This window comes from Micromonospora sp. NPDC004704, from assembly GCF_053601675.1.
Window position 1 is genome coordinate 39,690 of sequence record NZ_JBSGCD010000013.1, and the last position, 14,473, is coordinate 54,162.

General features: G+C 68.9%; 13 protein-coding genes. 11 read left to right on the forward strand and 2 right to left on the reverse strand.

Going from position 1 to position 14,473, the window contains the following annotated elements; all coding sequences use genetic code 11:
* A complete protein-coding gene (locus tag ACWEFB_RS19425) occupies positions 1-1,641 on the forward strand; it encodes a sodium/solute symporter (RefSeq protein ID WP_452287202.1) in 1,641 nt (546 codons plus the stop codon).
* A gap of 180 nt (positions 1,642-1,821) precedes the next feature.
* On the opposite strand, the gene ACWEFB_RS19430 is transcribed toward ACWEFB_RS19425, so the two are convergent.
* Both ACWEFB_RS19430 and ACWEFB_RS19435 read right to left on the reverse strand, forming a co-directional pair.
* Entirely contained in the window at positions 1,822-2,094 is a 273-nt protein-coding gene (locus ACWEFB_RS19430; RefSeq protein ID WP_452287204.1) for a hypothetical protein, read from the reverse strand.
* 12 nt (positions 2,095-2,106) lie between these two features.
* Positions 2,107-2,232 (reverse strand): hypothetical protein, encoded by a 126-nt coding sequence (locus ACWEFB_RS19435; RefSeq protein ID WP_452287206.1) that lies wholly within the window; start codon positions 2,230-2,232, stop codon positions 2,107-2,109.
* Between the two features lie 512 nt (positions 2,233-2,744).
* Between ACWEFB_RS19435 and ACWEFB_RS19440 the strand changes: the two genes are divergently transcribed.
* The 10 genes from ACWEFB_RS19440 (at position 2,745) to ACWEFB_RS19485 (ending at position 14,412) form a co-directional block, all read left to right on the forward strand.
* Entirely contained in the window at positions 2,745-3,926 is a 1,182-nt protein-coding gene (locus tag ACWEFB_RS19440; RefSeq protein ID WP_452287208.1) for a helix-turn-helix domain-containing protein, read from the forward strand.
* Positions 3,927-4,241: 315 nt separating this feature from the next.
* Complete coding sequence (locus tag ACWEFB_RS19445) at positions 4,242-5,231, forward strand: hypothetical protein (RefSeq protein WP_452287210.1); 990 nt, start codon at positions 4,242-4,244, stop codon at positions 5,229-5,231.
* 115 nt (positions 5,232-5,346) lie between these two features.
* Positions 5,347-6,105 carry an ABC transporter ATP-binding protein gene (locus tag ACWEFB_RS19450; protein ID WP_326563084.1) on the forward strand — a complete coding sequence of 253 codons (759 nt, stop codon included), beginning with the start codon at positions 5,347-5,349 and terminating at the stop codon, positions 6,103-6,105.
* Positions 6,096-7,775, forward strand: coding sequence for an ABC transporter permease (locus tag ACWEFB_RS19455; RefSeq protein ID WP_452287212.1), 1,680 nt, complete (start codon positions 6,096-6,098; stop codon positions 7,773-7,775). The genes ACWEFB_RS19450 and ACWEFB_RS19455 overlap by 10 nt, the downstream gene beginning before the upstream one ends.
* Positions 7,776-7,818: 43 nt before the next feature.
* Entirely contained in the window at positions 7,819-8,364 is a 546-nt protein-coding gene (locus ACWEFB_RS19460; protein ID WP_452287214.1) for a flavin reductase family protein, read from the forward strand.
* Positions 8,365-8,558: 194 nt separating this feature from the next.
* Complete coding sequence (locus tag ACWEFB_RS19465) at positions 8,559-8,906, forward strand: DUF485 domain-containing protein (RefSeq protein ID WP_452287215.1); 348 nt, start codon at positions 8,559-8,561, stop codon at positions 8,904-8,906.
* Complete coding sequence (locus ACWEFB_RS19470) at positions 8,906-10,579, forward strand: solute symporter family protein (protein WP_326561781.1); 1,674 nt, start codon at positions 8,906-8,908, stop codon at positions 10,577-10,579. The genes ACWEFB_RS19465 and ACWEFB_RS19470 overlap by 1 nt, the downstream gene beginning before the upstream one ends.
* A 172-nt stretch (positions 10,580-10,751) precedes the next feature.
* Positions 10,752-11,729: an NAD-dependent epimerase/dehydratase family protein gene (locus ACWEFB_RS19475; protein WP_326561782.1), complete on the forward strand. Its 978-nt coding sequence runs from the start codon at positions 10,752-10,754 to the stop codon at positions 11,727-11,729.
* A 77-nt stretch (positions 11,730-11,806) separates the two neighbouring features.
* Positions 11,807-13,069 carry an LCP family protein gene (locus ACWEFB_RS19480; RefSeq protein ID WP_452287218.1) on the forward strand — a complete coding sequence of 421 codons (1,263 nt, stop codon included), beginning with the start codon at positions 11,807-11,809 and terminating at the stop codon, positions 13,067-13,069.
* A gap of 143 nt (positions 13,070-13,212) precedes the next feature.
* Positions 13,213-14,412, forward strand: a complete 1,200-nt coding sequence (locus ACWEFB_RS19485) for an LCP family protein (RefSeq protein WP_452287220.1) — start codon at positions 13,213-13,215, stop codon at positions 14,410-14,412.
* The last annotated feature ends 61 nt before the right edge of the window (positions 14,413-14,473 follow it).

The window sequence follows — 14,473 nt, forward strand, 5'->3', positions numbered from 1 at the left end:
GTGGCGAACCCGTACCTGGTGCCGTCGATCGTCGCGGTCACCCTGATCACCGTCGCGATCGGGTTCTACGGGCTCAAACTGGCCCGGACGACCTCGGACTTCCTGGTCGCGTCGCGTACGGTCAGTCCGAACTGGAACGCGGCGGCGATCGGCGGCGAGTACCTGTCGGCGGCATCCTTCCTCGGCATCGCCGGCCTGATCCTGAAGTACGGCGTCGACGTCCTCTGGTACCCGGTCGGCTTCGCCGCCGGCTACCTGGCCCTGCTGCTGTTCGTGGCGGCCCCGCTGCGCCGGTCCGGTGCGTTCACCCTGCCGGACTTCTGCGAGGTCCGGCTCGGCTCCCGCTGGCTGCGCAAACTCGCGACCCTCTTTGTGATCTTCATCGGCTGGCTGTACCTGGTACCACAGTTGCAGGGCGCCGGCCTGACCCTGACCACGGTCGCCGGTGGCCCGTACGAGCTGGGTGCGCTGCTGGTGGGGGCGGTGGTGACGACCAACGTGGCGCTGGGCGGGATGCGCGCGGTCACCTTCGTGCAGGCGTTCCAGTACTGGCTGAAGCTGACCGCGCTCGCCGTACCGGTGATCTTCCTGGCGTTGCAGTGGCAGTCCGACGGGCGGCCGGCGGTGACGCCGCCCGACGGGCCGACCTTCCGGTCCGCGATCACCGTCGTGGTCGAGGAGCCGGCGACCCTCACCCTGCCCGACGGTGGAACCCGAGCGGTACGCCCCGGCGACGAGCTGACCTTCGCGGCCGGTGACCCGGTGCCGGAGGTGTCGGGTGTGGTCACCGACGGACCGGACTGGCTGCTGCCGAGCGCCGCCGGTAGCGACGACCGGGACCTGTTCGCCACGTACTCGCTGATCCTGGCGACGTTCCTGGGCACGATGGGGCTCCCGCACGTACTCGTGCGTTTCTACACGAACCCGGACGGAGCCGCCGCCCGCCGGACCACGCTGGTGGTCCTCGCCCTGGTCGGCATGTTCTACCTGCTACCCACCCTGTACGGCGTCCTCGGCCGGATCTACACCCCACAGCTGCTGCTGTCCGGGCAGACCGACGCGGTGGTGGTGATGCTGCCCGGTGCGGCGCTCGGTGGCGGCCTGACCGGGCAACTGCTCGCCGCCCTGGTCGCCGCGGGCGCGTTCGCGGCGTTCCTGTCCACCTCGTCCGGCCTGCTCACCAGCGTCGCCGGGGTCATCTCCACCGACGTCCTCGGCCGAGGCTCCGTACGCGACTTCCGCCTGGCCACCCTGCTCGCCGGGGTGGTACCGCTGGTGCTCGCGCTGAACGTGTCGGGGCTGGACGTGTCGCAGGTGGTGGGGCTGGCGTTCGCGGTCGCCGCGTCGAGTTTCTGCCCACTGCTGGTGCTCGGCATCTGGTGGCGGGGACTGACCGACCTGGGCGCGGCGGCCGGCATCCTCGCCGGTGGCGGCGCCTCGATCCTGGCAGTCCTGGTCACCGTGGTCGGCCCCGAGCTGACCGGCTGGCCGGCAACCCTGATCGCCCAGCCCGCCGCGTGGACCGTACCCCTGGCGTTCACGGTCATGGTCGCCGTCTCCATGGCCACCCGCCGCCGCACCCCCGTCGATGTCGGCGCCACCATGCTCCGCCTACACGCCCCAGAAGCCCTCCGCCTCTAACTCCGCCCCCGTCCCGCCCCCGTCCCGCCCCCGTCCCGCCCGCCCCTGTCCGCGCGATCTTGCAGTTGTGGCTGTACGCAAAGCGGGTTAATGCCGCAATCGGTGGCACCACAAGTACAAGATCGACAACGAATGGCGGCGCGAGACCGCTCCCACATCACCCGGAGGCACGCCCCGGATTCAGATTGATCTCGTCCGGCGGCGCACGAGAGGATCGCGGATCCAGCCGATGAACCTAGCGTCGGTCTGCTCCCCGGTGAGGTCGGTCAGTACGGGAGCCGCCTTGTCGCGGAAATGTGCCATGAACCTGACCAACCGATCTCGGTCGTTGCGGTACAGAGTCCACATCCGTCGACGGAAGACCTGGCAGGGCCACTCCTCCTCGTCGTCCTTGCAACGCCAGTCGTCGCCGGGTCGGTGTGGTGCGCCCAGGGCGCCGTCATCATCGCTCACCTGTCCTCCGTCTCAGACAAGGTAGATCTCCACCGGGGTGCCGCCCGCCGGGGTGATCGAGAAACGCCTGCCCGGTGCGACGTTGTGCAGCATCGTGGCTACCAGCAGCGCACGGTTGATCGCGTCCGTCCTGCTCATCCGCTGTTCCGTCGCCAGTTCGATCAGCGCTTCGTTGGCCGTCGGGGTGAGATTGACGGTGACCTTGACCAACCCGATCCGGTCAGGTTGAGTCGATGACTCGCCCACCGTCAGCCCGTCGGGTTGCGCGGAACCTGATCACGCAGTCTCGCCCTGACGTTGCCGCCCGGTCCCAGCGGTGTCGGAACGGAGAACCGCCCGCCGTTGCGCGTCCGAGGTCGCGTCGCGGGCACCGCCAACAGATCAGGGTTCGGTTCTCGTGAGGGCGGGGCGGGTGTCATCGGCTGATCGTTGTCTGCGTCATACACAGCGAATGTCCTCTCTCTCGTGGAAGGGGCCGCCCCGTTGCCGGATGTGGGTGGGGAGGACGACGGGCGGCCCCGCAGTTCCGCCCGGTCACACTTGCCGGTGATGCCGAACGGTCCCGCTGATGACACTCTGGTGTGGCGAGGCATACGCTCGGAAGTGGCCGCGTGATGCCTGAGCACACTGGCAACAGCCTGGGAGATCTGATGCGCGAGACGTTCGGAGCGGCAGTGCGTCGCCTCCGCGCCGAGCAAACCGGGATGACGTTGCGTACCCTCGCACGCTCCACACACATCGATCCCGGACACCTGAGCCGGATCGAACGCGACCTTCGCCCACCCACACCCGATATCGCGGCAGTGCTCGACGAGGCGCTCTCCGGGCGTGGCTACCTCGTCAGCCTCCCCGCTGACGCAGGCGACCTGGCTGCACGCGAGTCCGCCAAGCTGACCGACATGCTGTGTGGGATTTCCCCATCGGACATGGTGGGTGAAATGGCCGCTGAAACGCATCGCCTGGCCGTCGCGTACCTGTCCTCGCGGCCGGGCGACATGCTCGACCACGCGGGTGCTCTTCGCCGCCGAGCAATCAGCGCTCTGCACGGCGGACGGCTCAACCGGCCGACGGAACTGGCCGATGCCGTTCTCTACGCGGGTTACCTATCCGGAGTCATCTCCTACGCCGCCCTGGACCTGAACGACTCTGCGAGCGCCATGACCCACGCGGAGGCAGCATGGCACGCGGCCGAGTCGGCCGGCTCCGATCCACTTCGGGCATGGGTACGTGGCACCCAGTCACTGATCGCCCGCTTTTCCAGTGATTTCCCCCGTGCGCTCTCCTACGCAGAAGACGGACTCCGGTACGCCACGAGCGGAACGTCCCGGGTGCGCCTACTGGGTGGGGTGGCACAGTGCCACGCGAACATGGGCAACGGCCCGGCGGCGCGAGCCGCTCTGGGCGCGGCGGTCGACGCTCGTGATCGTGCCCATGAGTCGGACGACCTTCCTGGCCTTTTCGCGTTCAGCCAGGCGAAACAGCATTACTACTCGGGCTCGGTACTCGTATGGCTCGACACCGAGGCGGACGCCAGACGCGCTCGGGCGGGTGCCGATCAAGCGCTCGCCCTGTGGGCGGTGGCCGAGTCGACCGATCGGGCCCTGGGCGACGAGGCGTTGGCCCACATCTACGCGGCCACGGCATCTTTGCAGCTCGGTGACCTGGAATCGTCGGTCGAATCACTGAACCCGATCCTCGACCTCCCCGAGGATCGACGGATCTCCTGGATCCGCAAACGGCTTGAGCGGGTCGACGCGATGCTGTCAGTGAAGCCGTACGCCAAAGATCCGCTCGCCATCAACACCCGAGAACGTATAGCCGCATATCGGTAGGTGAACGGCCGTAACCAGAGGCTCATCGACCCTCGGCTGCTGAGCCCTGTTCCACGCCGCCCTTCAGCCGGCAATCAGCCTCCCCCGCACCTGGCAGCGCACGATCTTGCAGTTGTGGCTGTACCCAAAACGGCTCAATGCCGCAAACCATGGCACCACAAGTGCAAGATCGTCGACACCGGTCGGTGGTCGCCATGGACGGAACCACAAGACGGACGGATCAGGGTCGTACAGCGGGGCAGGGGGCGCGTCGGAAGGCGCGGACGCTGCAGTAACGTCGCGCTGCACCTTGCCCCACCGTGCTCGGGAGTCTGCATGTCGGCGTTGCTACGACGGGCGCTCGGCGTCTACGTCGATCCCGCCCAGGGGGACCCGGTCGCCCGCCGGCTGGCCGCCGCCGCCAAGCGGGGTGACTGGCCGACGGTACGGGACCTGTTCGACACCGTCACCGATCTCGACGACAGGTCGTTCTACACCTACGTCGTGTCCTGTGTGCCGGGTGTGGAGAAGTGGCTGGCCGCCGTTATCCGCGACGAGCCGTACGACGCCACCGCGTTGGTGCTTCACGGGTACCGGATGACGATCCTGGCGTGGAAGGCCAGGACGGGGTACGGCGCCGAGCACGTGACCCGCGACCGCTGGAAACTGTTCTTCGAACGCCTCAACATCGCCGAGGACACCCTCGCCGACGTTGTCCTCAAGGACCCGGACAACGTCACCGCCTGGTACGCCCTGCTGATCACCAGCCGTGGCCTCCAGTTCGGCGTGGACGAGACCCGTCGGCGGTTCACCGAGGTCGTCTCCCGCCACCCGGGGCATCTGCGCGCCCACCAGCAAATGCTGCAACAGCTCTGCACCAAGTGGGGCGGCTCGGACGCGGAGATGTTCGCGTTCGCCCGGGAGTCGGCGAGCCGGGCGCCGGCCGGTAGCCCGTTGGGCAGCCTGGTCGCCATGGCGCACCTCGAATCGTGGATGCGTACCGGCGGAAACCGACGGGTCGATTTCCGCCTCAACACTCACCACTTCCGCAAACCGGAGGTACGCGCCGAGCTGCGCGAGGCGCTCGACCACAGCGTCCGGCACCCGGACTACGTACGGCGGCCGGGTTGGGCGCGGGTGCACAACGAGTTCGCGATGGCGCTGGTGCTGGCCGGGGAGCGGTCGGCGGCGGCCGACCAGTTCCGGGCGATCGGTGCACACCTGACCGAAATCCCGTGGGCCTATCTTCCCCCGTCGGGCTTGTGGACCTGGCTTGCGCGTAGCTACCGGGGCAGCTCGTACCTGCTCGCCCGCACCGGGCATTAGCCCCGACCGAACGTCGGCCGGTACCGAGAGTCAGCCCCGGACCGATCGAGCATGGTGACAGATCGGCACGGCACGGGCACGATTCGGCGCTCCGAGCGACTACCGTCAAGGAATGATCGGGGCTGAGCACGCCGCTCTCGCGCTGCGCGGGCTGGGCAAGCGGTTCGATGCCAAGGTCGCCGTGGCCAGGGTTGATCTCGAAGTGCCGGCCGGGTCGTTCTACGGGCTGCTCGGCCCGAACGGTGCCGGCAAGACCACCACCCTCTCCATGGCGGTCGGGTTGCTCCGGCCCGACACGGGTGCGGCCTGGGTGCTCGGCCACGACGTCTGGGCCGACCCGGTACGCGCCAAGCAGCTCCTCGGCGTGCTGCCCGACGGCGTACGGCTGTTCGACCGGCTCAGCGGGGCGGAGCTGCTGGCGTACCACGGGTTGCTCCGGGGGATGGAGCCCGCGGTGGTCGACCAGCGGGCCGGTGAGCTGTTGGACGTACTCGCGCTGGCGGACGCCGGGCGGACCCTGGTGGTCGACTACTCGGCCGGCATGAAGAAGAAAATCGGCCTGGCCTGCGCTCTGCTGCACGGGCCGCGCCTGCTGGTCCTGGACGAGCCGTTCGAGGCGGTCGACCCGGTCTCCGCCGCCCTGATCCGCGACATCCTCCAGCGGTACGTCGCCGGTGGCGGCACGGTCGTCTTCTCCAGTCACGTGATGGAGGTGGTGGAGCGGCTCTGCAGCCACGTCGCGATCCTCGCCGACGGCACCATCAAACGGGTCGGCACCCTGGCCCAGGTACGCGGCGACCGCTCCCTGGAGGACGTGTTCGTCGAGGTCGTCGGCGGGCGTACGGCCACCGGGGAGGAACTGGCGTGGCTCTGAGTGCCGAGGGTGCGGTGACCGGCGTACGTCCCGTCTCGGCCCGGCACTTCGTCCGGTTGAAGCTGCGGATGATGGCCAACAGCTTCCGGGGCCAGGGCTGGCGGATCGCGATCTTCCTCAGCGGTGTCCTGATCGGCGGCTGGTTCGCCGCGTCCGGTTTCCTGCTCCTCGCCCTGCCCGGCCTGGTGGAGAACCGGCAGATGGCCGGCATCACCGCCGCCTTCGGTGGCTCCCTCCTCGTGATCGGCTGGCTGCTGCTGCCGCTGATCTTCTTCGGGGTGGACGAGACCCTCGACCCGGCCCGGTTCGCCCTGCTCCCGCTCTCCCGGCGCACCCTGCTCACCGGTCTGCTCGCCGCCGCGCTGACCGGGGTGCCGGCGGTGGCGGCGCTGCTCGCCACGGGTGGTGTGGTGCTGACCGGGTGGGCGCTCGGCGGTTGGGACGCGGGGCTCGTCGCCGGGGTCGGTGTCCTCGCCGGATTGCTGCTCTGCGTCACCGCCAGCCGCGCGGTGACCAGCGCGTTCGCCAACATGCTCCGGTCGCGGAAGGTACGCGACCTGGCCGCGATCCTGCTCGCGGTCTGCGCCGCCCTGCTCGGGCCGTTGCAGATCGGGTTGCTCAGCGCGGTCGAGGGGGCGGACTGGGATCGGCTGGCCGGTTTCGCCCGGGTGTTGAGCTGGACCCCGCTGGCGGCGCCGTACACGATCGGTTTGGACGTTGCCGACGGGCGGGCCTGGGCCGTACCGGTGAAGTTGCTGATCATCGCCGCGACCGTCGGCGCGCTGCTGCGCTGGTGGTCGGCCTCGCTGGAGGCGGCGATGCTCGGTACGGCCAACGGCGACCGGGCGGCGCAGTCCCAGCCGGCGGCCGGCGGCGGATCGAGCGCGCAGCTCTTCCCGAGGATTCTCGGCTGGCTTCCGCACGACCGGTACGGCGCACTCGTGGCCCGGGAGGCCCGGTACTGGTGGCGGGACACCCGGCGACGGGCCAGCCTGATCACCTTCGCCGTGGTCGGCATCTTCGTGCCGGTGTCGGTGAACGTGGGCAGCCACGGCCTGCTCTCCGGGCCGACCGAGTTGAACGCGTCCCCGGTCCTGGTCAGCCTGTCGATGGTCTTCGTCGGCGTGGTCGCGGCGGTCACCCCGGCGAACCAGTTCGGCTGGGACGGCAGCGCGTACGCGGCGAACGTGATCGCGGGGGTGCCGGGGCGGCTGGAGCTGCGGGCGCGGGTGGTCGCGTTCTCGCTCTACGTCGGTCCGATGCTGCTGGTGATCGCCACCATCCTGGCGTTCTTCCTGCGTGAACCGGAGTGGGTCGGTGTCCTGGCCGGGTCGCTCTTCGCGGCGTACGGGAGCGGCCTGGCGGTCACCCTGTACGTCTCGATCCTGAGCCCGTACGCCGTGCCGGACAGCACGAACCCGTTCGCCATGAACAGCGGCGCCGGGGTGGCGAAGAGCGCCCAGGTGCTGCTGGCGATGTTGATCGGGTCGGTCCTCGCCCTGCCGATGGTGCTGGCCACCGCCCTGCTCGGCGGGGTGTGGCTCTGGCTGGCGCTGCCGGTCGGGCTGGGGTACGGCCTCGGCGCGCTAGCCCTCGGCATCCACCTCGCCGGTGACGTGCTCGACCGGCGGATGCCGGAACTGCTGGTCGCGATCACCCCGCGCCGGTGACCGGGGACAATGTGCCGGTGAGCGGACAGGTGACCACTGCGGGGTGTTTCACGTGAATCAAGAACCGGGTGCCCGGATCCACGACACCGACCCGTTCGCCACGCCCGAGACCGACCGGTCGCCCGTACGCCGGATGCGTGGCCGGCTGGCCATGGCGGTGACCCTCTGGACGGCCGGTGGTGATCAGGTCCCGCCGGCCGGGCTGACCGTCTCCTCGACCCTGGTGGCCGACGGCGAGCCGGGCCGGCTGCTCGGCCTGGTGGACGAGGAGTCGGAGTTCTGGACCTCGGCGTCGGCGACCGGGCGGTTCGCGGTCGCCACCCTCGGCCCGGCGCACCGGCAGCTCGCCGACCGGTTCGCCGGCCTCTTCCCCGCGCCGGGCGGGCTCTTCGCCACCGGTGACTGGACCTCCACCGGGTACGGCCCGGTGCCGGCGGACGCCGGGGCGTACATGGGGTGCCGCCTGGACGGCTTCCGCGAGTTCGGCTGGTCCCTGCTGGTGGAGGCCACCATCGAGGTGGTCGAGGTGGTCGGCGAGAGCGTGCCGATGGTGTACCACCGGGGTCGCTACCGGGGCCTGGCCGACTGACGGCACGGGCGGCGCGGACGGCCGACGGCAGGGCGACGGGCCCGCCGTTGAGCGACGTGACCGGGGTCACTCGGCGCAGCCAGTAGCCCGTTCGGCGCAGCCGCCCGCAGGGGCCCTCGCACCGCTTTCCGGCAGGTCGGCCGGGTCCTTACGGTGCGCGCAAATCCCCCACACCTGCGAAGGTGGTGACTTCCATGTCCACGGATGCTCCCGCACCGGCGAGCGCGCCGGATCGGTACGTCGCAATACAACAGTCGGACGAATTCAGCGGGCTCCGCAAGGCGCTGCGCGGCTTCGTCTTCCCGATGACGGTGGCGTTCTTCCTCTGGTACGCGCTCTACGTGATCCTCTCCGCGTACGCACGCGGCTTCATGAGCACCAAGTTGTTCGGCAGCAACATCAACGTGGCGCTCGTCTTCGGGCTGCTCCAGTTCGTCTCCACGTTCCTGATCGCGTGGCTCTACTCGCGCTACGCCGATCGCAAGCTCGACCCGGTAGCGGACAAGATCCGGGAAGACCTCGACAAGGGGGCCGATTCCTGATGCCCACCGTGTTCGCCGCTGCGGCCGGGGACAACACCGCCCGTACGCTCACCATCACGCTGTTCCTGGTCTTCGTCGCGGCCACCCTCGCCATCACCATCTGGGCCAGCCGGCAGACCAAGACCGCCACCGACTTCTACGCCGGTGGCCGTTCGTTCACCGGTTTCCAGAACGGCATGGCCATCGGCGGCGACTACATGTCGGCGGCCTCGTTCCTGGGCATCGCCGGCATCATCGCCCTGTACGGCTACGACGGCTTCCTCTACTCGATCGGTTTCCTGGTCGCGTGGCTGGTCGCGCTGCTGCTGGTGGCCGAGCTGCTGCGTAACTCCGGCCGGTACACGATGGCGGACGTGCTGGCGTTCCGGATGCGGCAACGGCCGGTCCGTACCGCCGCCGCGGTCTCCACCATCACCGTGTCGATCTTCTACCTGCTGGCCCAGATGGTCGGCGCGGGTGCACTGGTCGCGCTGCTGCTGGGGATCCGGCCGGGGACGACGTTCCTGGGCATGGACGCCGACGCCGCGAAGATCGCGACCATCATCATGGTCGGCGCTCTGATGATCATCTACGTGACCGTGGGTGGCATGAAGGGCACCACGTACGTGCAGATCGTCAAGGCGTTCCTGCTGATGAGCGGTGCGCTGGTGATGACCCTGCTGGTGCTGGCGCACTACAAGTTCAACCTCTCCGCCCTGCTCGGCGACGCGGCGGCGACCTCCGGCAAGGGGGACGCGTTCCTCGAACCGGGACTCCGGTACGGCGTGGAGGTGGCCGGCAACGCCACCCAGACCTTCTACAACAAGGTCGACCTGCTCTCGCTCGGCATCGCCCTGGTGCTCGGCACCGCCGGCCTGCCGCACATCCTGATCCGGTTCTACACCGTGCCGACCGCGAAGGCGGCCCGCAAGAGCGTGCTCTGGGCGATCGGCATCATCGGCACCTTCTACCTGTTCACCCTGGCCCTCGGCTTCGGCGCGGCGGCCCTGGTGGGCGGGGAGGCGATCACCGCGCAGGACAAGGCCGGCAACACCGCCGCGCCGCAGCTCGCGCAGGCGCTCGGGGCCGACCTCTTCGGCAGTGATCTCGGCGGGGCCACCCTGCTCGCGATCATCGCCGCGGTCGCCTTCGCCACCATCCTCGCCGTGGTCGCCGGCCTCACGCTGGCGTCCTCGTCGAGCCTGGCGCACGACTTCTACGCCAACGTGATCAAGCGGGGCGAGGCGTCGGAGCGGCAGGAGGTCCGGGTCGCCCGGATCTCGGCGTTCGTGATCGGCGCGATCTCCATCGCACTGTCCATCTTCGCGCAGAACCTCAACGTCGCCTTCCTGGTGGCGCTGGCGTTCGCGGTCGCGGCGTCCGGAAACCTGCCGGCCATCCTCTACAGCCTGTTCTGGAAGAGGTTCAACACGTCCGGTGCGGTCTGGGCGATCTACGGCGGTCTGATCAGCGCCGTGGTGCTGGTGTTCTTCTCGCCGGTGGTCTCCGGCGCGGCGACCTCGATGTTCCCGGACCACGACTGGCAGTGGTTCCCGCTGTCCAACCCGGGCATCATCTCGATCCCGCTCGGCTTCCTGGCCGGTTGGATCGGGACGATCGTCTCCAAGGAGACCGACGAGGAGAAGTACGCCGAGCTCGAGGTCCGGGCTCTGACCGGACACGGGGCGCACTGACCCGTACGGCACCAGGTTCGGTGCCGGGTGACCCTCGGGTTGCCCGGCACCGAAACGTTTATAACAACCCTGAGCGACCCCTCAATAACACAACGGTGCGAGCGGTCTCAGATCGCCATCAGCGCCCCACCCATCACCCGCAGGAGATCGCCGTCCTGGGTAGGCTGGCGGCATGGTGGTAACCCAGCGATTCGGACAAGGTCACCGCATTCTCGTCACCGGAGGCGCTGGGTTCGTCCCGTCTCACCTGGTCGACGCGCTGATCGCCCGTGGTTGCACGGTCGTCGCGGTGGACAACTTCGTCACCGGGTCGAAGGAGAACGTCGCCCACCTGATCGAGCACCCGCGGTTCACCCTGGTCGAGGCCGACGTCTCCGAGGGTCTGCCCCAGCACGAGCCGGCAATCGCCGAGCGGTTCGACGCCATCCTGCACCTGGCGTCCCCGGCGAGCCCGACCGACTTCGCCTCCCTGCCGATCGAGATCCTGCGGGTCGGTTCCATCGCCACACTGCACCTGCTCGACCGGGCGGTCGCCGACGGTGCCCGGTTCGTCATGGCCTCCACCTCCGAGGCGTACGGCGACCCCAAGGAGCACCCGCAGCAGGAGACCTACTGGGGCAACGTGAACCCGGTGGGCATCCGCAGCGTCTACGACGAGGCCAAGCGGTTCTCCGAGGCGGCCACCATGGCGTACCACCGGTTCCACGGGCTCGACGCGGGCATCGTCCGGATCTTCAACACGTACGGGCCCCGGATGCGGCCGGACGACGGGCGGGCCATCCCGACCTTCATCACCCAGGCGCTGCGCGGCGAGCCGATCACGGTGCACGGCACCGGCACCCAGACCCGTTCGATCTGCTACGTCGACGACCTGGTCCGGGGCATCCTCCTGCTGCTCGACTCGACCGAGACCGGTCCGATCAACTGCGGCACCGAGCACGAGGTCACGATGACCGAGCTGGCCGAGCTGATCGTGAGCCTGACCGGGAGTGGTTCCTCGGTGGCGTACGTCAACCGGACCGCGGACGACCCGGAGATGCGCCGGCCGGACCTGACGCTGGCCCGCGAGCGGCTGGGCTACGCGCCGACCGTCACCCCCACCGAGGGACTCCGTCGTACGATCGAGCACTTCAGCCACCGGTTGGGCTGATCCGGAGCAGTCGAATTCGTACCGGCCCGGCGGTTGCTGCCCAGCGCCCCTTGGCATCCCTCCGTACCCTGATGCACATGTCAGCCAGCGCGTCCGTCGGTCCCCTGCCCGCCACCGCCCGTCTGCGTTCCGGCGGCGGTAACGCCGGGCGCGCCTCGGCCTCCGGGTCCGACCCCGGTCGCACCGGGCGCACCTACGGCAGACCCCCGCGCCGGCAGGACCCCGCGTACGGCCCAGGAGCCGGTGGACCCTCCGGACCCGTCGGACCGGGTGGACCCGGTGGACCGTCCGGACCCGGTGGACCGGTGCCGCCCAGTGGGCCGGTACGCCCCGGCCCGCGTCCGCGCTGGGGCCGGATCGCCCTGGTCGCCGGTGCCGCGGTGCTCGTACTCGCCCTGATCGCGGCCGGCGGAACCTGGATCTACGTACGCGGGCTGGACAACGACCTGGCCCGGACCGACCCGTTCTCGGCGCTGACCGGCGACCGGCCGAAGTCGGTCAACGGCGCGCTCAACATCCTGCTGGTGGGCAGCGACTCCCGCGATCCCGACGCGCCGGTGGACGAGTCGAGCGAATGGCGGGCCGACACGATCATCGTGATGCACATACCGGCCAACCACAAAGAGGCCTATCTCGTCTCCATTCCCCGCGATCTATACGTGCCCATTCCGGACGGGGCCGGGGCGGAGTGCGGTAGCGGTGGGCGAGGGAAAATCAACGGTGCGTTCGCGTTCGGCGGTCTGCCGCTGGCCGTACGGACCGTCGAGTGTGTCACCGACGTACGGATCAACCACGTGATGGCGATCGACTTCGGCGGCTTCAAGGAGGTCACCGACGCACTCGGCGGGGTGGACCTGACCGTCGAGCGGACCGTCACCTCGATCCACAAGCCGTTCCGCAAGTTCAACAAGGGCGTCAACCACATGAACGGCACCGAGGCCCTCGACTGGATCCGGCAGCGCAAGCAGTTCCCGGACGGCGACTTCGCCCGGATGCGCCACCAGCAGGAGTTCCTGAAGGCGCTGCTGGACAAGGCGGCCAGTTCCGGGACCCTGACCAACCCGGCGAAGCTGAACGGGTTCCTCAAGTCGGTCACCGCCGCGGTCACCGTGGACGAGGGTTTCTCCTTGGTGGACATGGCGGTCGAGTTCCGCAACCTGCGCGGCGAGAACCTGCGCTTCTTCACCAGTCCGAACGTCGGTAGCGACACCATCGACGGAGAGTCGGTCGTGGTCTCCGATCGGGAGAAGGCACTGGCGATGTACCAGGCGATGGCGGCCGACAAGATGGCCGAGTGGGCGCAGGCAAACGGCGCTCCGGCAACCCCGGACAGTAACTGATTCGGAACGCAGATGCGGGAATCGAGCCATCGACAGGTATGACGATGGACACGACACGGGTTTGAAACGTACAAGACTCGCGCAATTGGGGTTCTTGTCCGTACAGTGGGCTCGCCCCCATCGATCCGCGAACTGGAGCGAGCATGCCGGTTCAGACCCGCCGACGGCCCTCGTCGCCGGACCAGACCGAGACGCCGATTCGGAGCGGGACCGTAGTCGGGAAGTCCGGCAGGCCGGGCAAGCGCGCCCGCCGCAAGGACCCGCTATGGGCCCGGCTCGCGTTGGTGATGGGTGCGGTCCTGGTGGTGAGCAGCGGCGTCGCGATCATCGGCAGCAAGGTCGTGATCAACCAGGCGACCAGCACCATCGACCAGGAGAACCTGCTCGGTGACGCCGGTAAGAGCGACGCCGAGGGCGGCAAGGACCTCGAGGGACCGATCGACCTGCTGCTGCTCGGCGTGGATGTACGCGGGTCGTGGGATCCGGAGAACGTCCGGGCCGACACGATCATCGTGCTGCACATCCCGGCCAGCCACGACCAGGCGTACCTGATCTCGATCCCCCGGGACACCGAGGTGCAGGTGCCGGCGTCGAAGAAGAGCGGCTACTCGGGCGGTACGGCGAAGATCAACAGCGCGTTCGAGATCGGCGCCAAGAACGGTGCCGGTTGGACCGGTGGAGCACAGCTCACGGCGGCCACCATCAAGAACCTGACCGGCATCGGCTTCGACGGTGCCGCGATCATCGACTTCGGCGGGTTCCGCAAGGTCATCGACGCGCTCGGCTCGGTGCACCTCTGCGTCGACCAAGAGGTCGAGTCGTACCACATGAAGTTGGTCGACGGTAAGCCGATGTGGAACGCGGACGCCAAGAAGACCGGCAAGCCGATGAAGCCGGTGGTGCACAAGAAGGGCTGCCGGGAGATGGAGGGCTGGGAGGCGCTGGACTACTCCCGCCAGCGCTACGGCCTGAAGAACGGCGACTACGACCGGCAGCAGCACCAGCAGCAGCTCATCAAGGCGATGGCCAAGAAGGCGATGGACGGCGGGGTGATGACCAACCCGCTCAAGCTCAACGACCTGGTCAAGTCCGCCGGCGAGGCGTTCGTGCTCGACACCGGCGGCACGGAGATCGGCGACTTCGTCTTCACCCTGCGCGGTGTGGCCGCCAACGACATGGTCATGCTCCGGACCAACGACGGCGCGTTCAACTCGGTCAAGGAGGGTGCGGAGGAGCGCGAGGTGCTCAAGCCGATCAGCCTCGAGATGTTCAAGGCGGTCAAGGACGACAAGCTCGCCGAGTTCATCGCGGCCAACCCGAGCGTGATCTCCACCAAGAAGTGACCGGGGCGACGCTACAAACGCCCCTGGACGGGTAGCCCGGATTCAGGCCGGACGTGGGAGA